This is a genomic window from Microbacterium sp. SCN 71-21 (genome assembly GCF_001725695.1).
Taxonomy (GTDB): domain Bacteria; phylum Actinomycetota; class Actinomycetes; order Actinomycetales; family Microbacteriaceae; genus Microbacterium; species Microbacterium ginsengisoli.
In genome coordinates this window covers 1-19,486 of record NZ_MEGA01000036.1, presented here as the reverse complement: position 1 = coordinate 19,486, position 19,486 = coordinate 1, and the positions used below count along the sequence as shown (strand labels likewise).

General features: G+C 70.3%; 17 protein-coding genes and 1 tRNA gene. 7 read left to right on the top strand and 11 right to left on the bottom strand.

Going from position 1 to position 19,486, the window contains the following annotated elements; genetic code table 11:
- Nucleotides 1-2: 2 nt before the first annotated feature.
- The 6 genes from rplA to ABT08_RS07195 form a co-directional block, all read right to left on the bottom strand.
- Nucleotides 3-695, bottom strand: coding sequence for a 50S ribosomal protein L1 (gene rplA, locus ABT08_RS07220; protein ID WP_045247324.1), 693 nt, complete (start codon nucleotides 693-695; stop codon nucleotides 3-5).
- Nucleotides 696-709: 14 nt separating this feature from the next.
- Complete coding sequence (rplK, locus tag ABT08_RS07215) at nucleotides 710-1,141, bottom strand: 50S ribosomal protein L11 (RefSeq protein WP_045247325.1); 432 nt, start codon at nucleotides 1,139-1,141, stop codon at nucleotides 710-712.
- Between the two features lie 82 nt (nucleotides 1,142-1,223).
- Nucleotides 1,224-2,225 carry a transcription termination/antitermination protein NusG gene (gene nusG / locus ABT08_RS07210; RefSeq protein WP_045247326.1) on the bottom strand — a complete coding sequence of 334 codons (1,002 nt, stop codon included), beginning with the start codon at nucleotides 2,223-2,225 and terminating at the stop codon, nucleotides 1,224-1,226.
- 38 nt (nucleotides 2,226-2,263) lie between these two features.
- Entirely contained in the window at nucleotides 2,264-2,530 is a 267-nt protein-coding gene (gene secE / locus ABT08_RS07205) for a preprotein translocase subunit SecE (protein WP_045247327.1), read from the bottom strand.
- Between the two features lie 45 nt (nucleotides 2,531-2,575).
- A tRNA-Trp gene (locus ABT08_RS07200) sits at nucleotides 2,576-2,648 on the bottom strand.
- A 146-nt stretch (nucleotides 2,649-2,794) separates the two neighbouring features.
- Nucleotides 2,795-3,229: a pyridoxamine 5'-phosphate oxidase family protein gene (locus ABT08_RS07195; protein ID WP_288114404.1), complete on the bottom strand. Its 435-nt coding sequence runs from the start codon at nucleotides 3,227-3,229 to the stop codon at nucleotides 2,795-2,797.
- Between ABT08_RS07195 and ABT08_RS07190 the strand changes: the two genes are divergently transcribed.
- Nucleotides 3,140-3,928, top strand: coding sequence for a hypothetical protein (locus ABT08_RS07190; protein WP_048809141.1), 789 nt, complete (start codon nucleotides 3,140-3,142; stop codon nucleotides 3,926-3,928). The two genes, ABT08_RS07195 and ABT08_RS07190, sit on opposite strands and share 90 nt — an antisense overlap.
- 2 nt (nucleotides 3,929-3,930) lie before the next feature.
- Here the strand turns inward: ABT08_RS07190 and ABT08_RS07185 are convergent, their stop codons facing one another.
- The 3 genes from ABT08_RS07185 to gabT are packed head-to-tail and all read right to left on the bottom strand — an operon-like array spanning nucleotide 3,931 to nucleotide 8,047.
- A complete protein-coding gene (locus ABT08_RS07185) occupies nucleotides 3,931-5,295 on the bottom strand; it encodes an NAD-dependent succinate-semialdehyde dehydrogenase (RefSeq protein WP_045247328.1) in 1,365 nt (454 codons plus the stop codon).
- Nucleotides 5,296-5,314: 19 nt separating this feature from the next.
- Nucleotides 5,315-6,685, bottom strand: coding sequence for a flavin monoamine oxidase family protein (locus tag ABT08_RS07180; protein ID WP_288114402.1), 1,371 nt, complete (start codon nucleotides 6,683-6,685; stop codon nucleotides 5,315-5,317).
- Nucleotides 6,686-6,691: 6 nt separating this feature from the next.
- Nucleotides 6,692-8,047, bottom strand: a complete 1,356-nt coding sequence (gene gabT / locus ABT08_RS07175; protein WP_056207780.1) for a 4-aminobutyrate--2-oxoglutarate transaminase — start codon at nucleotides 8,045-8,047, stop codon at nucleotides 6,692-6,694.
- A gap of 123 nt (nucleotides 8,048-8,170) precedes the next feature.
- Between gabT and ABT08_RS07170 the strand changes: the two genes are divergently transcribed.
- From ABT08_RS07170 to ABT08_RS07160, 3 genes are all read left to right on the top strand, one after another.
- A complete protein-coding gene (locus ABT08_RS07170; RefSeq protein ID WP_056207545.1) occupies nucleotides 8,171-9,736 on the top strand; it encodes a PucR family transcriptional regulator in 1,566 nt (521 codons plus the stop codon).
- 198 nt (nucleotides 9,737-9,934) lie between these two features.
- Nucleotides 9,935-11,266 (top strand): aspartate aminotransferase family protein, encoded by a 1,332-nt coding sequence (locus ABT08_RS07165; RefSeq protein WP_235557445.1) that lies wholly within the window; start codon nucleotides 9,935-9,937, stop codon nucleotides 11,264-11,266.
- Nucleotides 11,267-11,508: 242 nt separating this feature from the next.
- Nucleotides 11,509-13,152, top strand: a complete 1,644-nt coding sequence (locus ABT08_RS07160; protein ID WP_353743281.1) for an APC family permease — start codon at nucleotides 11,509-11,511, stop codon at nucleotides 13,150-13,152.
- Nucleotides 13,153-13,157: 5 nt separating this feature from the next.
- On the opposite strand, the gene ABT08_RS07155 is transcribed toward ABT08_RS07160, so the two are convergent.
- The gene (locus tag ABT08_RS07155) at nucleotides 13,158-13,907 is read right to left on the bottom strand and encodes a DeoR/GlpR family DNA-binding transcription regulator (protein ID WP_288114392.1); all 750 of its coding nucleotides are present in this window, start codon (nucleotides 13,905-13,907) and stop codon (nucleotides 13,158-13,160) included.
- A gap of 117 nt (nucleotides 13,908-14,024) precedes the next feature.
- A complete protein-coding gene (locus tag ABT08_RS07150; RefSeq protein WP_056519407.1) occupies nucleotides 14,025-15,491 on the bottom strand; it encodes a helix-turn-helix transcriptional regulator in 1,467 nt (488 codons plus the stop codon).
- 144 nt (nucleotides 15,492-15,635) lie between these two features.
- Between ABT08_RS07150 and aceA the strand changes: the two genes are divergently transcribed.
- From aceA to ABT08_RS07135, 3 genes are all read left to right on the top strand, one after another.
- Nucleotides 15,636-16,952, top strand: a complete 1,317-nt coding sequence (aceA, locus tag ABT08_RS07145; RefSeq protein ID WP_045247336.1) for an isocitrate lyase — start codon at nucleotides 15,636-15,638, stop codon at nucleotides 16,950-16,952.
- Between the two features lie 102 nt (nucleotides 16,953-17,054).
- Nucleotides 17,055-18,716 carry a malate synthase A gene (gene aceB, locus ABT08_RS07140; RefSeq protein WP_045247337.1) on the top strand — a complete coding sequence of 554 codons (1,662 nt, stop codon included), beginning with the start codon at nucleotides 17,055-17,057 and terminating at the stop codon, nucleotides 18,714-18,716.
- 115 nt (nucleotides 18,717-18,831) lie between these two features.
- On the top strand, nucleotides 18,832-19,486 hold a 655-nt coding region (locus ABT08_RS07135; RefSeq protein ID WP_288114390.1), incomplete at its 3' end, for an FAD-dependent oxidoreductase.

The window sequence follows — 19,486 nt, the reverse complement described above, 5'->3', positions numbered from 1 at the left end:
GATCAGACCAGCGAGTTGACGTCCAGCGGGATGCCGGGGCCGAACGTGGTCGACACGGCGCCCTTCTGGATGTAGCGGCCCTTCGAGCTCGACGGCTTCAGACGCACGATCTCGTCGACCGCGGCGGTGAAGTTCTCGCCCAGCTGCTCGGCCGTGAACGAGGCCTTGCCGACGACGAAGTGCACGTTGGCGTGCTTGTCGACGCGGAACTCGATCTTGCCGCCCTTGATCTCCTCGACGGCCTTGGCCGGGTTGGGGGTCACGGTGCCGGTCTTCGGGTTCGGCATGAGGCCACGGGGACCCAGCACCTTGCCGAGACGACCGACCTGGCCCATGAGCTCGGGGGTCGAGACCGCCGCGTCGAACGCGGTGTAGCCGCCGGCCACCTTCTCGATGAGCTCGGCGCCGCCGACCTCGTCCGCACCCGCGGCGATGGCGGCCTCCGCGGCCGGACCCGTCGCGAACACGATCACGCGCGCCGTCTTGCCGGTGCCGTGGGGAAGGATGACAGTGCCGCGCACCATCTGGTCGGCCTTGCGCGGGTCGACCGAGAGCTTCAGCGCGACCTCGACGGTCGAGTCGAACTTCGCCGAACCGGTCTCCTTCGCGAGCGCGACGGCCTCAGCGGCGGTGTAGAACTTGTCGGCGTCGATCTTGGCCTTCGCGGCCTCGTACGCCTTGGACTTCTGTGCCATGGTGACGCTCCCCCTCAGTCCTCGACCGTGATGCCCATGGAACGGGCGGTGCCGGCGATGATCTTCGATGCGGCCTCAATGTCGTTCGCGTTGAGGTCGGGCTGCTTGGTCTCGGCGATCTGGCGCACCTGCTCCTTGGTGAGCTTGGCGACCTTCACCGTGTGCGGGGTCTTGGACCCCTTCTGCACGCCAGCGGCCTTCTTGATGAGCTCCGCCGCCGGCGGGGTCTTCAGGATGAACGTGAAGCTGCGGTCTTCGTAGACGGTGATCTCGACCGGGATGACGTTGCCGCGCTGCGACTCGGTCGCGGCGTTGTACGCCTTGCAGAACTCCATGATGTTGACGCCATGCTGACCGAGCGCGGGGCCGATCGGCGGCGCCGGGTTGGCGGCGCCGGCGTTGATCTGGAGCTTGATCAGGCCGGTCACCTTCTTCTTCGGTGCCATTTCCTTTTCCTTTCAACGAGCGGATGCCTCGCGGCATCCCTCTCTCCCGCAGCCCGGCCATTCCGGGGAGCGGTGGTCTGTGTCAGAGCTTGGTGACCTGGTCGAACGACAGCTCGACGGGGGTCTCGCGCTCGAACAGCGAGACGAGCACGGTGAGCTTGCCGCTCTCGGGCTTGATCTCGCTGATGGTGCCCGGGAGACCCGCGAACGAGCCCTCCTTGATCGTGATGGTCTCGCCGATCTCGTAGTCGACCTCGGCGGGGATGACGCGGGCCGCGGCCGGAGCGCCCTTGACGGGGGCGCCGCCCTTGACGGGGGCCGCCTCCTTCACCTCGACGAGCGACTGCAGCATCGTGAAGGCCTCTTCGAAGCGCAGCGGGGTCGGATTGTGCGCGTTGCCGACGAAGCCGGTGACGCCGGGCGTGTGGCGAACGACCGACCAGGTGTCCTCGTTGAGCTCCATGCGCACGAGCACGTAGCCCGGGATGCGCACGCGGGTGACCATCTTGCGCTGGCCGTTCTTGATCTCGACGACGTCCTCCATGGGGACCTCGACCTGGTAGATGTCCTCCTCGACCTCGAGCGTCGACTTGCGCTGCTCGATGTTGGCCTTCACCTTGCGCTCGAAACCGGCGTAGGAGTGGATGACGTACCACTTGCCCGGCAGCGAGCGCAGCTCGGTGCGGAACGCCTCGACCGGGTCGAGATCGGCGTCGACGTCGAGGTCGTCGCCGAGCTCGGGACCGTCGTAGGGGGCGACCTCGTCGGCGGCCTCCTGGGCGAGCTCCGCGGCCTCCTCGGCAGCGGCGTCGGTGAGCACCTCTGCGGCGGCCTCGGCCTCCGCAGTCTCGTCGATCTCGAGAGCGTCGTTCACGATCGCATCAGCCTCCGGGTCGTCGATCTCGACGACGTCGTCGTCGAAATCCGCGTCATCCTCGTCCTCGACGTGGAGCGCGACCTGCTCGGCGGCGGTCACCGACTCCTCTTCCGCGGCGAGCGTGTTGCCATCCTGCGCGGCGTCGTCCTCGCTGGACTGCTCGGCGGCCGTCGCCCAATCGGCGTCGTCGACATACTTTTCAGACACGTGCGTTCTTCCTCAGTTCTCCGGTGCGGATCCGGCGCTCAGGCGCCCGGGGTTCCGAACACCACGGTCGTCAGCCACACGAACAGGAGGTCGAGTCCGTAGACCACCGCCATCATGACGATGACGAAGCCCAGCACGACGGCTGTGAACTTGACGAGCTCCTGCCGGGTCGGGGTGACGACCTTGCGCAGTTCCGCGATGACCTGACGGATGAACAGGACGATGCGAGCGAAGATGTTGGGCTTCTTCTCGCGGCGTGCATCGCTTTTCGCGACGACGTCGTTCTTCGCCTCGTCCTGGACCATTGACTCCACCTGGATCATCGTTGTGTCAGCTGTTGCGCTGACGCGCAGGGCGGACAGGAATCGAACCTGCAACCTGCGGTTTTGGAGACCGCTGCTCTGCCAATTGAGCTACCGCCCTAGAGACCCGGAGGTCTCGGCGCCCGCACTTCTGCCGCAACCGGAGGGAGGGGGTCTCGCACCCGATCTTCGGGCACGGCAAAAGAATGCAGACTTCTACTGCACGTTCCAGTGTACGTCATGCCTCCGGCGCGCTGCGACCCGGGGTCAGAACACGTGCACCCCGGAGCGGTCCGGTTCGGGGGCGAATCCGAAGGCGCGACCGGTGATCTCGGCCGCCGTGACGCGCACGTAGTTGCGCTTCAGAGTCGGCACCCACGGATGAAGGCCGAGCTGCTCGGCGGCCTCGATCTCGGCCTCCGTCTCGAGCCGCCGGGCGTGTCCGCGCACGATCACGCTCCATGCGCCGGCGTCCGTGTGGTCGTCGACCTCGAACAGCACCTCGTCGTTCACGGTCAGCTCGAACAGCTTGCTGCCCTCGGCCGTGCGGAACACGATGTCGCCGCCGGTGACGACGTAGTTGACCGGGAACACGTCGAGCACGTTCCCGATATGCGTGACGAGCCGTCCGAGCTGCTGCGTCGCCAGGCGCCGCAGGCACTCCGACTCGTCGAGACTGTCCACCACCCCGATCTCGTCCATGCCCCGATTCTCCTCCCGATCGCGCCGCCGCACGAGGGGGATTCGTCGCGTTCCGCGGCCTACGATTCCGGGATAACCCTCGCGCCGCTGCAGCTCGACGAACTGTGGGACTTCGGGGATGCCGCGGCATCCGAGGGGCGCCTCGTCGCCGCTGCCGCAGCGGCGACGGACGACGACGAGCGGGCCGAGCTGGAGACGCAGATCGCCCGCGCGCTCGGCCTGCAGGCGAGGTACGCGCGTGCGCACGCCGTGCTCGACACGGTCACCGGGCAGGCGCCGGCCGCCGCCGTGCGGGTCGCGCTCGAGCGCGGAAGACTGCACAACTCGGCCGGCGACGCTCAGGGCGCGATCGTGCACTTCCGGCGGGCAGCGGATGCCGCGGCATCCGCCGGTCTCGTCTTCCTGTACGTCGATGCCCTGCACATGCTCGCGATCGCCGACCCGTCGAACGGCGATCGGCACACCGCGGCAGCATTCGCCGCGCTCGAGGACGTCACCGATGCGCGAACACAGCGCTGGCGCGTCTCCCTGCACAACAACGCCGGCTGGGCGGCGATGGCGGCGGGTCGCCACGGCGACGCCCTCGTGTCGTTCCACGCCGCGCGCGCCGACGCCGCACGGTGGGGGACCGCGCAGCAGATCGAGTGGGCCGACGAGTCCCTCGCCGAGTGCCGTGCAGCCCTCGGCGATGAGGCGTGAGGTCAGCCGGCGACGCGGACGAGCTTCTTGTTGACGAACTCGTCGGCGGCGAGCAGACCCATCTCGCGGGAGGTGCCGCTGCGCTTGACGCCGCCGAAGGGCAGCTCGGGGCTGTCGGCGAGCACGAGGTTCACGTAGACCATTCCGGCATCGATGGCGTCGGCGACGCGCTCGGCCTGCGCCGGGTCGGTCGTGAAGACGTAGGAGCCGAGGCCGAACGACGTGTCGTTCGCGATCGCGACGGCCTCGTCCTCGCCGGCGACGCGGTAGACGACGCCGACGGGGCCGAAGAGCTCCTCGCGGTAGACGTCCATGTCGCTGGTGACATCGGTGAGCACGGTCGGCGCGTAGAAGGCGCCGTCGCGCGTGCCGCCGGCCACCAGCGTCGCACCCTGGGCGACCGCGTGGTCGACCTGGGCGGCCAGGCGCTCCGCCGCGGCGAGCGACGAGAGCGGGCCCAGCACGGTGTCCTCGGCGAACGGATCGCCGACCGTCGCCGCGGTCATCGCAGCCGTGAACTTCTCGACGAACGCGTCGTAGAGACCGTCGACCACGATGAAACGCTTGGCCGCGTTGCACGACTGCCCGGTGTTGTCCAGGCGCGCCTCGACCGCGGCGCTCACGGCACCGTCGAGGTCGTCGGTCGAGAGCAGGATGAACGGATCGGAGCCGCCGAGCTCGAGCGCGACCTTCTTGAGGTTGCGTCCGGCGATCTCCGCCACCGCGGCGCCCGCCCGCTCGGATCCCGTGACCGAGACGCCCTGCACCCGCGGGTCGGCGATGACGGTCGCCGCCTGGTCGTTGGTGATGTAGAGGTTGGTGTATCCCCCGACCGGCACGCCGGCGTCGTGGTAGATGCGCTCGATCGCGGCCGACGACTCGGGGCACTGCGGAGCGTGCTTGAGCAGGATGGTGTTTCCGAGCACCAGGTTCGGTGCGGCGAAGCGCGCGACCTGATAGGCCGGGAAGTTCCACGGCATGATGCCCAGCAGCACGCCGATCGGCGCCTTGCGGATCACCGCGGTGCCCTCGCCGAGGATGTCGATCGGCTGGTCGGCGGTGATCCGCCCGGCATTGTCGGCGTAGAACTCGGTGATGTCGGCGGCGAAGTCGACCTCGCCCTCCGCCGCGGCGAGAGGCTTGCCCATCTCGCGCACGATCAGCGCCGACAGCTCGTCGCGACGCTCACGGTGGAGCTCGGCCACCCGCCGGATCGCGGCCGCCCGCTCCGCCACGGGCGCGAGGCGCCAGGCGCGGTAGGCGGCATCCGCGGCGGCGACCTTCGCGGCCAGCTCGGTGTCGGTGAGGGTGTCGTAGGTGGCCAGGGTCTCGCCGGTGGCGGGGTTGACGACGGCGTACTCGCTCATGGGCTCTCCTCGGTGGTGGTCAGTCGGCGGCGGCCCGGCGGGCCGCGGTCAGGATGTCGGCGGCGGCGGCGCGACCCATGCGGATCGCCCCGTCGACGTGCTGGTAACCGGCGCCCGCCATGTCGCTGCACGCGAGGTGGACGGGTCCGATGGGCGCACGCAGGTGCGGACCGTAGCGGTGCAGGCCGCCGAGGTCGAAGCTCGCCGCGTAGGCACCGCGCGTCCACTCCTCGCTCCCCCAGTCGCTCTCGAAGTAGACGACGGGATGCCGCGCCTCGTCGCCGTAGTAACGGGCGAGGGCGTCGAGGATACGGGTGCGCCGCTCGTCGGCGTCGAGGGTGAACACGTCGTCGGCGCGCTGGTCGGACACGAACCCGACGAGGGTGCCGCGGCTCTCGCCGTGGGTGGTGTTGTCGTAGGCCTCGTGCACGAGCTCGTACGGGCTGAACGCCGTGCCCGACAGGCCCGCCTCGCGCCAGAACGGCCGGTCGTAGACCGCGTGCACCTTGATCACGAACCCCATGGAGAGGTGCTGGTGCAGCTGCTGCTGCAGCCGGGGCAGCGGCGGCTCGAAGCCGATGCGCTCGAACAGCGTGGGAGCGAGGGCCAGCACCGCGAACCGTGCGTGCACCTCGAGGTCCGGGGCGGATGCCACCACCCCGCCGTCACTCCATGCCAGACGGTGCACCGGGGCACCCAGGTGCACATCTGCGCCGAGGCGCTCGGCGAGCAGCAGCGGCACCTGCTGGAGTCCGCCGATCACGCGGCGGTCGAGGATGTAGTCCGCGTCGACGAGGTGCGAGAAGCTCCCGGCGCTCGCAGCCATGAGCAGCGCCTGCAGGGCGGAGAACGCATGGGCGGGCTTGGTGAGCATCGCCGCCGCGACGTAGAGGGCGATGTTGTCGACCGCCTCGGCATCGGAGGACTGTGCGCGCAGCCACGCCTCGAACGAGATCGTGTCGAGCGCGACCGCGTCGGGGTGCGCCCACGGGGCGTCCGGGTCGATCTCGGCGGTGAGCGCATCGAGGCGTGCGATGAGCGCGGTCATCGCCGCCGCCGTCTCCTCGGAGACCGGGAATAGCTCGCCGGTGAACCGGCGCAGCTCGCCGTCCCGGCCGCGATAGATGCTGTCGCCCTCTCGGTAGCGCGGATAGGTCTCGAGCCCCAGCTCGTCGAGCGTCTCGAGCAGCGCGGTCTGATCGGGCGATACCCACTGGCCGCCGATCTCGAGCACCGCGCCGTCGACCGTGTCGGTCCACAGCCGCCCGCCGACGCGGTCGCGGGCCTCGAGCACCGCCACCGACAGCCCCTGGCGGCGCAGCTCGTGGGCGGCGGTGAGACCCGCCGCGCCCGCGCCGATGACGACGACGTCCTTCGTGATCGAGGTCATCGGCGCTCAGTTCGCCGCGAGGGCCGCGCCGATGACGTCGAACGCCTCGTGCACGAGGGCGTCCGGGATCGACAGCGGCGGGAGGAAGCGGATGACATTGCCGTAGGTGCCGCACGTGAGCACGATGACCCCCTCGGCGATCGACGCTTTCGCGACGGCGGCGGCGAGCGTCGCATCGGGCGCGCCGGTCGCGGGGTCGACGAACTCGGCCGCGATCATCGCGCCGCGTCCGCGCACGTCGCCGATGCGGGCATCGGCCGCCCGCAGCGCCTCGAGGCGGGCCACGAGCACCTCACCCAGATCACGGGCACGGCCGGCGAGGTCGTCGCTCTCGTACACGTCGATCGCGGCGAGTGCCGCGGCGCACGCGATCGGGTTGCCGCCGTAGGTGCCGCCCAGGCCCCCGGCGTGCGAGGCATCCATGATCTCGGCGCGCCCCGTGACGGCGGCGAGCGGGAGGCCCGCGGCGATGCCCTTGGCGGTCGTCACGAGATCGGGGACGACATCGAACAGCTCGCTCGCGAACATCGCGCCGGTGCGGGCGAAGCCGGTCTGCACCTCGTCGGCGATGAAGACGACGCCGTTCTGGCGGCACCAGTCGGCGAGCGCGGGCAGGAAGCCGTCGGCGGGAACGATGAACCCGCCCTCTCCCTGGATCGGCTCGATCAGCACGGCAGCGACCTGCGACGCGCCGATCTGCTTCTCGATCATCGCGATCGCGCGGGCCGCGGCATCCGGACCCGACAGTCCGTCGCGGAAGGGGTACGACAGCGGCGCCCGGTAGATTTCGCCCGCGAACGGGCCGAAGCCGAGCTTGTACGGCATGGCCTTCGCGGTGAGGGCCATGGTGAGGTTCGTGCGCCCGTGGTACGCGTGGTCGAATGCGACGACGGCCGGCCGCGCGGTGAACTTGCGCGCGATCTTGACCGCGTTCTCGACCGCCTCGGCGCCGGAGTTGAACAGCGCGGTCTTCTTCTCGTGATCGCCGGGCGTCAGCCGGTTGAGCGCCTCGGCGACGGCGACATAGGAGTCGTACGGCGAGATCATGAAGCAGGTGTGGGTGAACTGCGCGGCCTGCTGCGCGACGGCGGCGACCACCGCCGGGTGGCTGTTGCCGACCGTGGTGACCGCGATGCCCGAACCGAGGTCGATGAGGGAGTTGCCGTCGGCGTCGACCACGACGCCGCCGCCGGCGGCGACCGCGTGGATGGGGGCGGTGTGCCCGACGCCCGCCGGCACGGCTGCGGCCTTGCGCTCGAGGAGCTGCTGCGACCGCGGGCCCGGGATCGCGGTGACGAGGCGGCGCTCCTGCGGAAGCGCGGGGCCGCCCAGCGGGACGGTGAGGGTGTCGGCGGTGCTCATGCCGGCGACGCTAGCCGCCGACACTGACGACCACCACTCGACGGCGTGTATAACGGGAACGATCACGGCATCCATCCCGTACAGGCCGGATGCCGCCACCGCCGCCCGAACGCCGAGGACCCCATGGCCGAGCCGCACGTCCCGACCCTGCGCGCGCTGCTGGCGCGCACCGAGCTGCGCCTGCGGCTCGAGACGCCCGAGGAGGCCCTGCCGGCGGGCGCGCTCGATGCGGAGCTGCGATGGGTGCACAGCTCGGACCTGCTCGACCCCACACCCTTCCTGTCCGAGGGGCTCGCGCTGCTGACGACCGGCACGCAGTTCCTCGCGACGGCCGCGGAGCCCGACGAGTACGTGGCGTACGTCGAACGACTCTCCTCCCGCGGAGTCGTCGCCGTCGGCTTCGGCACCGAGGTCGTGCGCGCCGGCATCCCGCCCGAGCTCGCGGCGGCCTGTCGCGAGGCAGGACTCCCGCTCGTCGAAGTGCCCTACCGCACCCCCTTCATCGCGGTCGCCCGCGCGAACGCCGAGGCGATCGCCGCCCAGGCATACGCCCGTCGCAGCTGGGCCCTCGCCGCGCAGCGGGCGATCTCCCTCGCGGCACTGCGGCCCGGCGGACTCGGCGCGATCGTGGACGAGCTGGCCAGGCAGCTCGGCACCTGGGTCGGCCTGTTCGACGCCTCCGGCGCGCTCACCCACGCCCACCCGGTCGACGCTCTCACGTCCGACGCCGCCGAGGCACTGACCGACGAGGTGCAGACGCTCCTGCGGCGCGGCGCCAACACGGGATCGGCCCTGCACGCGGCATCCGGCTCCTTCAGCCTGCAGACCCTCGGTCGCACCGGACGCCTCCGCGGCGCACTCGTGATCGCCGCGACGCACCTCGACCAGGAGGAACGCGGACTCGTGACCGCCGTCGTGGCGCTGGCCGGCCTCGCACTCGAGCAGCGCCAGCGTCTGGACCGCGGCTACGGCGCGCTGCGGCGCGGCGTGCTGCAGGCTCTTCTCGCGGGAGATCTCACCCTCGCCCGCCGCATCGCGCGCGACGTCTGGGGCGCGTTGCCGGGCGGCGATCGCACCGTGGCCGTGACGGATGCCGCCTCCTCCCGTCGCGCCGCGATCTTCGACTGGCTCGACGTGCGGGCCGACGAACCGGGGGTCGAGGTGTTCTACGGGCGCGACGACGACCAGATCGTCGTGCTCGCGGGAACCGGCGGCGAGCGCGTGGCCGCCGACCTCGCGGAGGCCTTCGACCTCCGGGTGGGTGTCGCCGCCGTACCGGACGACGACCTTGCGACCGCCCTGTCCCGCGCGCGCCTCGCCCTGGAGCGCGGCACGGGACGCGTGCGCCGGTTCGAGATCGTCGCGGACGTGGGACTGCTCCCGCACCTCGCGACGCCCGATGCGCGGCGCCTCGCCGACGCCACGCTGGCGCCGCTCGTCGCCCACGACGCGGCCCACGGCACCGAGCTGGTCACGACGTTGCGGGTGTGGCTCGCGCATGACGGGGGGCACGAGGCATCCGCCCGCCTGCTGGGCGTGCACCGCCACACGGTGCGCGCGCGGGTGGCCCTGGCCGAGCACGTGCTCGGGCGGGATCTGTCGGGGTTCGCCGCGCGCAGCGAGCTGTGGGTCGCCATGGAGCTGACGGGCGCGCCATCGATCTCGAAAACTTCGCTATCCGCTGAATAGAACTACTCAGACAACCGAAACCGTCGCGAAATACATCCGCAACGACGTTTTTCCTTGTCATGCGGGGTCGCACCCGTTAGCGTCTCCGGCATGACCGGTCAGCATTCGGCACCCCCCACCCTGGCGTCCCGCGGGTACTCCCCGTCGGGCCCGTTCGACAACGACGACCTGCAACGCAAGAGCCGCGACCACCTGTGGATGCACTTCGCCCGCCACGGCGCCAACCAGGCGGGCGCGCCGGTGCCGATCATGGTGCGCGGCGAGGGCCACCGCGTGTGGGACAGCCACGGCCGCGAGTACATCGACGGACTCGCCGGACTCTTCGTCGTCGCCGCCGGGCACGGCCGTCGTCGCCTCGCCGAGATCGGCGCCCAGCAGGCCGAATCGCTCGCCTTCTTCCCGCTGTGGTCCTACGCCCACCCGGCCGCGATCGAGCTCGCGGCGCGACTCGCCGACTACGCCCCGGGCGACCTCAATCGCGTGTTCTTCTCCTCCGGCGGCGGCGAGGCCGTCGAGACGGCGTTCAAGCTCGCGAAGCAGTACTGGAAGCTGCAGGGCAAGCCCGGCAAGCACAAGGTCATCTCCCGCGCCATCGCCTACCACGGCACCCCGCAGGGCGCCCTCGCCATCACCGGCATCCCCGCCATGAAGGCGCCGTTCGAGCCTCTCACCCCCGGCGGATTCCGCGTGCCCAACACCAACTGGTACCGCGCCGGCGAGATGGGCTTCACCGGACCCGACGAGGCCGCGTTCGGCATCTGGGCCGCCGAGCGCATCCGCGAGGCCATCCTCTTCGAGGGGCCGGAGACGGTCGCGGCCGTCTTCCTCGAGCCGGTGCAGAACGCGGGCGGATGCTTCACTCCCCCGCCCGGCTACTTCCAGCGGGTGCGCGAGATCTGCGACGAACTCGACGTGCTCCTGGTCTCGGACGAAGTGATCTGCGCGTTCGGGCGCATCGGCACGATGTTCGCCTGCGAGCACTACGGCTACGAGCCCGACATGATCACGTGCGCCAAGGCGCTGACCAGCGGCTACGCGCCGCTCGGAGCCACGATCGTCAGCGACCGCGTCTTCGAGCCCTTCGCCCACGGCGATACGACGTTCCTGCACGGCTACACCTTCGGCGGACACCCGGTCTCGTGCGCGGTCGCGCTCGAGAACCTCGACATCTTCGAGGAGGAGGGGCTGCTGCAGAACGTGCAGACCCACGCGCCGCTGTTCCGCGCCGAGCTCGAGACGCTGCACGACCTTCCGATCGTGGGCGACGTGCGCGGCGACGGCTACTTCTACGGCATCGAGCTCGTGAAGGACAAGACCACCAAAGAGACCTTCGACGAGGCCGAGTCCGAGCGCCTGCTGCGCGGATTCCTCTCGTCGGCGCTGTTCGACGCGGGCCTGTACTGCCGCGCCGACGACCGGGGCGACCCGGTCATCCAGCTCGCCCCGCCGCTGACCATCGGCCCGAGCGAGTTCCGCGAGATCACCGGCATCCTCCGTGACGTGCTCACGGAGGCCGGCAACCTCATCTGATCCACCGGGGCCACAAGGCCCCACCGCACCGACAGATCCACCGAGGCCGCCGGCCTCAACAGAGAAACGACACACCGACCCGGTCGGCGGCCGCTGGGGGCCTGCGTCCGACCGAGTCTCCGCATCCATCCATCACACCTCGCGCGGAGGCGAACATGACCGTCACAGCCCCCACATCCGGATCAGAAGACAAAGGCCTGCGAAAGGGGGCTGTCGGTCTCGTCGGAAGCGTCGTCATCGGCATGTCCTCCACGGCGCCGGCGTACAGCCTGGCGGCGAGCCTCGGCTTCGTGGTCGCCAGCGGCGGCGCCGTGCTCGCCGGCGTCAAGGCGCCCGCGATCATGCTGCTCGCGTTCATCCCCATGTGGATGATCGCCGTCGCGTACGGCGAGCTGAACAAGGCCGAGCCCGACTGCGGCACCACCTTCACGTGGGCGGCGCGCGCCTTCGGCTCCGTCGCCGGGTGGCTCGGCGGCTGGGGCATCATCGCGGCCGACGTGATCGTGATGGCCAACCTCGCCCAGGTGGCGGGCTCGTACGGATTCACGTTCGTCGGCACCATCACCCAGGACGGCGACATCACGGCGCTCTCGAGCGACACGCTCTGGTCGACCGTCGCGGGCGTCGCCTGGATCGTCATCATGACCGGCATCTGCTACCTCGGCGTCGAGGTCTCGGCGCGTCTGCAGTACGCCCTGCTCGGCATCGAGCTCGTGGTGCTGGTGCTCTTCTCCGTCGTCGCCCTCACCCGCGTCTACAGCGGCAACGGCGTCGACGGCTCCCTCACCCCCTCGCTCAGCTGGCTGTGGCCCGGCGGTCTCGACTTCGGCACCGTCGTCGCGCCGGCCATGCTCACGGCGATCTTCATCTACTGGGGCTGGGACACCGCGGTCTCCCTCAACGAGGAGACCGCCAACCCGAAGAAGACCCCCGGTCGCTCGGCGATCATCTCGACCCTCCTCCTGCTCGTCACCTACGCCCTCGTCTCGGTCGCGGCGATCGCGTTCGCGGGCGTCGGCACCGACGGGATCGGCCTCGGCGTGGAGTCGAATGCGGCGGACGTCTTCTCGGCCATCGCGCCGACCCTGTTCGGCAACAGCTTCTGGGGCCAGGCGGCGGTCGCGCTCCTCGCGTTCTCGATCCTCACCTCGGCCTCCGCCTCCACGCAGACGACGATCCTGCCGACCGCCCGCACCGCGCTGTCGATGGCGGCGTTCAAGGCGATCCCGACGCGCTTCGCACGCATCCACCCGAAGTTCCTCACGCCGACCTGGGCGACCATCGGGATGGGCGTGGCATCCATCGCCTTCTACGTGCTGTTCACCGTGATCTCGCCGAACCTGCTCACCGCCCTCATCGGCTCGGTCGGCCTCATGATCGCCTTCTACTACGGACTCACCGGCTTCGCATGCGTCTGGTTCTACCGCCGCACCCTGTTCTCGAGCGTGCGGAACTTCGTCATGCGCGGGCTCGTTCCCCTCGCGGGCGGCGGGATCCTCGCGGTCGCGTTCGTCTACGGACTCATCCAGTTCGCCCAGCCCGACTGGCTCCAGGACGCCGACGGTAACAACGTCGAGTTCTTCGGGATCGGCATGGTGGCCGTCGTCGGTGTGGGCGCGATCCTGGTGGGCGTCGTGCTCATGATCGTCTGGTGGATCGTGTCGCCCGACTACTTCGTCGGACGCACCCTCGGCCGCGCGCAGGCCGTGCTGGTGCTCGAAGGCGTCGACGAGGGACACACGTTCGGCCTGCCGGACTCGGGCCGCGAGCCCACCGTCATCTCGCCCGACCTGTCGAACCTGCCGACCGGTCGCATCGCGATCGACGAGACCACCGGCATCGAGTACCGACGGTCCAAGTCACGCAAGGGCGACCCGACCGTCTGAGGCGCTCACCCGAGGGCGACGACCTCGATGCCCGATGCGGCGAGGGCGTCGACCTCGGGATGCTGCGCGCCGGCGTCGGTGACGACGAGGGCGAGGTTGTCGGGCGCCGTCACATTGAGCTGGTTGACGACCCCGAGACTCGCGGCGCTCGCGCCGACGACGACCCGTCGCGCGATGTCGATGCCGGCGCGCAGGATCTCGGCGACGTCCGCATCGGCGGCCGTGACACCCCGGACGGCGTCGAGTCCCTCGGCGTCGATCACCGCCGTGTCGTAGTTGTAGCGGCGAACGACACGCTCGGCGTCGGCTCCGACCGCGATGCCGGCCCCGCCGCGCAGCAGACCCCCCGCGATGACCACGGTGGTGTCCGGGTCGGCGGCGAGCACCAGCGCGACGTCGGGCGACGGGGTGACGATCGTGAGCCCGAGGCCCCGCCCGATGAGGGTGCGCGCCACGCCGTGGCCGATGGCGCCCCCCGCGATCATGACGGTGGATCCGGGTTCGAGCACGGCGACCACAGCCTCGGCGAGCGGGGCGGCACGATCGAGGTGCACTCCGGGAACGTCGGCGGTGCGACCCTCGGGCCGTGGGGCGGACGCGCGGCGCGGAATGGCCCCTGCGCTGCGCAGCGCCTCGATGTCGCGCCGCAGCGTCATCGCACTCACACCCAGCTCCGCCGCCAGACCGGCGAGTTCGACGTCGCCGGTCGATGCGACGCGCGACACGATCGCCGAACGGCGCTCCGCGACATCCATCGTCGTCCTCCATCCCGCCGCGGATCGGGTTCCGGGCGAGTGTGAGAAGACTGTCATACCCGGCGCCCGTGCGCCTATCGGCCGGCCGTGCGAATGCTCAACGTCGACGCGGCGATCTCAGTCGCGCGGCGCGTGGGTCGCGAGGAACTCGTAGACCTCCGTCGTGTCGACCCCGGGGAAGGCTCCGGTCGGGAGGGTGGCGAGCAGGGTGCGCGGGGTGCGCACGTTCGGCCACGCGTTCTCGCGCCATTGGGCTTCGAGCTCGACCGGTGCGCGGCGGCAGCACACCTCGACCGAGTGCTTCGAGACGCCCCGATTGGGGGTGTCCCGTCCGAGGAACCACTTCGTGTCGTCGAAGCGCACCCCGACGCTCACCGAGTGCTGCCCCTCGCTGGAGTTCTCGACGCGGGCCGTGCACCAGTAGGTGCCGTTGCCGGTGTCGGTGTACTGGTAGTACGGGTTGAAGCGGTCGTCGACGTCGAAGACGGCCCGGCTCGTCCAGCGACGGCAGCACATCTGGCCCTCGGTGGCCCCCAGCCGGTCGGTCGGGAAGTTCACGTCGTCGTTCTCGTAGGACTTCGTGATCGTGCCCGACTCGTGCACCTTGAGGAAGTGCACCGGGATGCCGAGGTGCACCGTGGCGAGGTTGGTGAACCGGTGCGCGGCGGTCTCGTACGAGACCGAGTAGGCGTCGCGGAGGTCCTCGATCGAGATGGCCTTGCGCGTCTTCGCCTCGCCGAGGAACGGCACGGCGTGGGCCTCGGGAATGAGCAGTGCGCCGGTGAGGTAGTTCGTCTCGACCCGCTGACGCAGGAAGTCCGCGTAGCTGGCGGGTTCGGTGTGCCCGAGGATGCGGCTCGAGAGCGCCTGCAGCACCGCGGTGCGCGAGTCGCCCTTCTGCGTGAGCTTGCTGGAGAGGTAGAGCCGCCCGTTCTTGAGGTCGGCGACGCTGCGGGTGGTCTGCGGCAGGTCGGGCACGTAGTGCAGCGTGAACCCGAGGTGGGCGGCGATGTCGCTCGTGGTGCGCTGGGTGAGGGGGCCGCCCGGGTGGTGCACGGCATCGAGGATGTCGCGGGCCTGCCGTTCGAGCTCGGGGAAGTAGTTGTTCTGCCCGCGCATGAGATGGCGCAGCTCCACGTTCGCGCGCCGGGCCTCCTCGGGGGTGGCGGCGCGCTCGTCGCGGAGCCGCTCGATCTCGTGCTGGAGGGCGAGCATGGCCTTCAGCGCCTCGTCGGGCACGGTCTTGCCGATGCGGAAGGGCGAGATGCCGAGGGCCTGGAAGGTCTGCCCCTTCATGGCGCGCTCGAGGGAGACCTCGAGGGTGGCGCGCTCGTCGAGCGTCTCGGCCTCGAGCAGCGCGTCGATGGAGGTGCCGAGCGCCTTCGCGATCGCGCGCAGCAGGGTGAGCTTCGGCTCGCGTTTGCCGGTCTCGATCATGGACAGCTGGCTGGGGGCGCGTTCGACCGCCTCGGCGAGCGCCTCGAGGGTGAGCCCCTGCTTCGTGCGCAGCTGACGGATGCGTCGGCCGATCGTCAGCGCGTCGGCCTCGACGTCAGTTTCGGTGGGAGTTTCCGCGAGCGTCATGCCACGCAGTCTGTCACGAAGAGTGAATTTTTTGCAATCTTCACTCCGAAAATCGCAGGGTTCGCTCTTGAACTTCACGGATAGTGGTCTCACGACGACCTGCCGGTCCACCGACGGACCCGGCATCCGATGAAGGAGACCGCCATGACGATTCAGGCCACGCCCGGACAGCCGCCGCTTCGCGCCGGCGACCAGACGCAGACCGCAGCCGAGCTGCAGGAGATCTGGGACACCGACCCCCGCTGGGACGGCATCGAGCGCACGTACACCGCCGAGGACGTCGTCCGTCTGCGCGGCTCGCTGCGCGAGGAGAGCACCCTCGCCCGCCGCGGCGCCGAGAACCTGTGGAACCTGCTCCACACCGAGGACTACATCCGCGCCCTCGGCGCGTACACCGGCGGCCAGGCCGTGCAGCAGGTGCGCGCGGGCCTGAAGGCCATCTACCTCTCCGGGTGGCAGGTCGCCGCCGACGGCAACCTCGCCGGCCAGACCTACCCCGACCAGAGCCTCTACCCCGCCAACTCGGTTCCGTCGGTCGTGCGCCGCATCAACAACGCGCTGCTGCGTCAGGACCAGATCGAGCACGCCGAGGGCACGATCACCCAGGACTGGCTCGCCCCCATCGTCGCCGACGCCGAGGCCGGCTTCGGCGGCCCGCTGAACGCGTACGAGCTCGCCCAGTCACTCATCCAGGCCGGCGCCGCCGGCATCCACTGGGAGGACCAGCTGGCCAGCGAGAAGAAGTGCGGCCACCTCGGCGGCAAGGTGCTCGTGCCGATCCAGCAGCACATCCGCACCCTCAACGCGGCCCGCCTCGCGGCCGACGTCGCGGGCGTGCCGACCGTGATCATCGCGCGCACCGACTCGCTCGCCGCCGACCTGCTCACGAGCGACGTCGACCCCCGCGACCAGGAGTTCACGACCGGCGAGCGCACCACCGAGGGCTTCTACCGCGTCCGCGCCGGCATCGAGCCGGTCATCGCCCGCGGCCTCGCCTTCGCCCCGTACGCCGACCTGATCTGGGTCGAGACCGGCGAGCCCGACATCGAGCTGGCGCGCGAGTTCGCGGCCGCGATCCACGCCGAGTTCCCGGGCAAGATGCTCGCGTACAACTGCTCGCCGAGCTTCAACTGGAAGCGTCACCTGAACGACGAGCAGATCGCGACCTTCCAGCAGGAGCTCGCCGACCTCGGCTACAAGTTCCAGTTCATCACCCTCGCCGGCTTCCACGCCCTCAACTACTCGATGTTCGACCTCGCCCGCGGCTACGCCGAGCGCGCGATGAGCGCCTACGTCGAGCTGCAGGAGCGCGAGTTCGCCGCCGAGGACGACGGCTACACCGCCACCAAGCACCAGCGCGAGGCCGGCACCGGCTACTTCGACTTCGTGTCGACCGCGCTGAACCCCGACAGCGCCACCCTCGCGCTGGTCGGTTCGACCGAGTCCGAGCAGTTCCACTGATCCGCGACAGCGTCATCGGATGCCTCGGGGCCGGGGCACACCTCGCGCCCCGGGGCATCCCCCACACCCCCTGACAGAACATCTCCTAGGAAGAACGGGCCAATGACTCCCACCGCCACGGGCATCGCGCCCACGACGAACTCCACCCCCACGACCCACGCGGGTCCCGCGATCGAGATCACGGGCCGCCTCGGCGAGCGCTACGACGAGATCCTCACCCCGGACGCCGTCGCCTTCCTCACCGAGCTCCACCACCGCTTCTCGGGACGCCGCCACGACCGGCTCGCCGACCGCATGCGCCGCCGTTTCGAGATCGGCAACGGCCGCGACCCGCGCTTCCGCGACGACACCGCCGCCGTGCGCGCGAACCCCGACTGGAAGGTCGCCGGTGCCGGACCCGGCCTCGAGGACCGCCGCGTCGAGATCACGGGTCCGACCGACCCCAAGATGACCATCAACGCACTCAACTCGGGCGCCCGCGTGTGGCTCGCCGACCAGGAGGACGCCACCTCGCCGACGTGGAAGAACGTCGTCGAGGGCCAGCTGTCGCTGTTCGACGCGATCCGCGGCCAGTTGTCGTTCACCAGCCCCGAGGGCAAGGAGTACCGCGTCACCGCCGAGCGCACCCCGACGATCGTGATGCGTCCGCGCGGCTGGCACCTGGTCGAGAAGCACATCCGCTTCATCGACCGAACGGGCCGCGGGATGGCGGCATCCGGGTCGCTCGTCGACTTCGGGCTGTACTTCTTCCACAACGCGCAGCAGCTGATCGCGAACGGCTCGGGTCCGTACTTCTACATCGCCAAGCTCGAGTCGAGCGAGGAGGCGAAGCTGTGGGACGACATCTTCACCTTCAGCGAGGAGTACCTCGGCATCGCGCACGGCACCATCCGTGCCACGGTTCTGATCGAGACGCTGCCGGCCGCGTTCGAGATGGAGGAGATCCTCTACGAGCTGCGCGACCACTGCGCGGGCCTGAACGCGGGCCGCTGGGACTACATCTTCTCGATCATCAAGAACTACCGCGGCCGCGGCGCCCGCTTCGTGCTCCCCGACCGCAGCGACGTGACGATGACGGTGCCGTTCATGCGTGCCTACACCGAACTGCTCGTGAAGACCTGCCACAAGCGCGGCGCCTTCGCGATCGGCGGCATGAGCGCGTTCATCCCGAACCGTCGTGACCCCGAGGTGACGCAGCGCGCGTTCGAGAAGGTCGCGGCCGACAAGAAGCGCGAGGCCGGCGACGGCTTCGACGGCACCTGGGTCGCCCACCCCGACCTGATCCCGGTGGCGCAGGCCGAGTTCGACGCCGTGCTGGGCGAGAACCCCAACCAGGTCTCGCGTCAGCGCGACGACGTGGAGGTCACCCCGGCGCAGCTGCTCGACGTGCACATCGGCCTGCCGATCACCGCGGCGGGCGTGCACGGCAACGTGTCGGTGGCGATCCGCTACATCGAGGCGTGGCTGCGGGGCCTGGGGGCGGTGGCGCTCGACAACCTCATGGAGGATGCGGCGACCGCCGAGATCAGCCGCTCGCAGGTGTGGCAGTGGATCCACCAGGACCGCGAGACCGAGGACGGCACCCCCATCACGGTGGCCTACATCGAGGAGCTCATCGCGCAGGTGCTGGGCGAGGTCGACCGCCGCGACGGCGACCGGTTCGACGACGCGGCAGAGGTGTTCCGCGAGGTGGCGCTGCGAGAGGAGTTCCCGACGTTCCTGACGATCGTGGCCTACTCGCGGTTCCTCGTCGACACCGAGTGAGACGGCGCCGCGGGGGGACGCGGCGCGAAAATCGGATGCCCCGGGGCCCCGCACCCCGGGGCATCCGTCTGTCTGCCGGCAGGATGCCTAGGATCGCGGGTATGGGAGCGCAGGCATGACCCGCAACGGTGAGGTGTCGTTCTGGTGGGCGCGTCGGGGCGGGGCGCCCGCGCCGCGCGCGGCGCTTGCAGGGTCGATCGAGGCGGACGTGTGCATCGTCGGCGCCGGCTACACCGGACTCTGGACGGCGTACTCGCTCGCGGGCCTCGATCCGTCGCTGCGGATCGCGGTGATCGAGCAGCGCTTCGCGGGCTACGGCGCCTCGGGCCGCAACGGCGGCTGGCTCACCAACTCGGTGACGGGCGGCCGCGAGCGCTACGTCCGCAGCCACGGCCGCGAGGCCGCGATCGACCAGCAGCGCGCGCTCAACGACACGGTCGACGAGGTGCTCGCGGTCGCCGCCCGTGAGGGCATCGACATCGGCGCGAAGGACCTCCAGCAATGTGCCGACGCGATCATCCGGCTCCACGCCGAGTGGCGCTACGGTCGCGGAGAGCGCGACATCACCTACCGCGCCGTCTCCGGCCAGCCCCTCTCGTATCGCGGCTACGTCGCCGGTGATCGCGCGTTCCTCGCCGGGAAGGACATCGCCATCCGGCGTGCCGCTCCTGCGAAGAAGGACGACCACGCGCTCTTCCGCGGCTGGCTCGACGACGTCTTCTCGTGGGCAGGCACGGCGTCGCTCGAGCGTGACGGGAAGAAGGTGGCCT

What these genes read in the sequence shown, in the direction of transcription:
- rplA (WP_045247324.1), bottom strand. Translation starts at nt 695, where the DNA reads ATGGCACAGAAGTCCAAGGCGTACGAGGCCGCGAAGGCCAAGATCGAC.
- rplK (WP_045247325.1), bottom strand. Translation starts at nt 1,141, where the DNA reads ATGGCACCGAAGAAGAAGGTGACCGGCCTGATCAAGCTCCAGATCAAC.
- secE (WP_045247327.1), bottom strand. Translation starts at nt 2,530, where the DNA reads ATGGTCCAGGACGAGGCGAAGAACGACGTCGTCGCGAAAAGCGATGCA.
- ABT08_RS07190 (WP_048809141.1), top strand. Translation starts at nt 3,140, where the DNA reads ATGCGTGACGAGCCGTCCGAGCTGCTGCGTCGCCAGGCGCCGCAGGCA.
- ABT08_RS07195 (WP_288114404.1), bottom strand. Translation starts at nt 3,229, where the DNA reads ATGGACGAGATCGGGGTGGTGGACAGTCTCGACGAGTCGGAGTGCCTG.
- ABT08_RS07185 (WP_045247328.1), bottom strand. Translation starts at nt 5,295, where the DNA reads ATGAGCGAGTACGCCGTCGTCAACCCCGCCACCGGCGAGACCCTGGCC.
- ABT08_RS07180 (WP_288114402.1), bottom strand. Translation starts at nt 6,685, where the DNA reads ATGACCTCGATCACGAAGGACGTCGTCGTCATCGGCGCGGGCGCGGCG.
- gabT (WP_056207780.1), bottom strand. Translation starts at nt 8,047, where the DNA reads ATGAGCACCGCCGACACCCTCACCGTCCCGCTGGGCGGCCCCGCGCTT.
- ABT08_RS07170 (WP_056207545.1), top strand. Translation starts at nt 8,171, where the DNA reads ATGGCCGAGCCGCACGTCCCGACCCTGCGCGCGCTGCTGGCGCGCACC.
- ABT08_RS07165 (WP_235557445.1), top strand. Translation starts at nt 9,935, where the DNA reads ATGCACTTCGCCCGCCACGGCGCCAACCAGGCGGGCGCGCCGGTGCCG.
- ABT08_RS07160 (WP_353743281.1), top strand. Translation starts at nt 11,509, where the DNA reads ATGTCCTCCACGGCGCCGGCGTACAGCCTGGCGGCGAGCCTCGGCTTC.
- ABT08_RS07155 (WP_288114392.1), bottom strand. Translation starts at nt 13,907, where the DNA reads ATGGATGTCGCGGAGCGCCGTTCGGCGATCGTGTCGCGCGTCGCATCG.
- ABT08_RS07150 (WP_056519407.1), bottom strand. Translation starts at nt 15,491, where the DNA reads ATGACGCTCGCGGAAACTCCCACCGAAACTGACGTCGAGGCCGACGCG.
- aceA (WP_045247336.1), top strand. Translation starts at nt 15,636, where the DNA reads ATGACGATTCAGGCCACGCCCGGACAGCCGCCGCTTCGCGCCGGCGAC.
- aceB (WP_045247337.1), top strand. Translation starts at nt 17,055, where the DNA reads ATGACTCCCACCGCCACGGGCATCGCGCCCACGACGAACTCCACCCCC.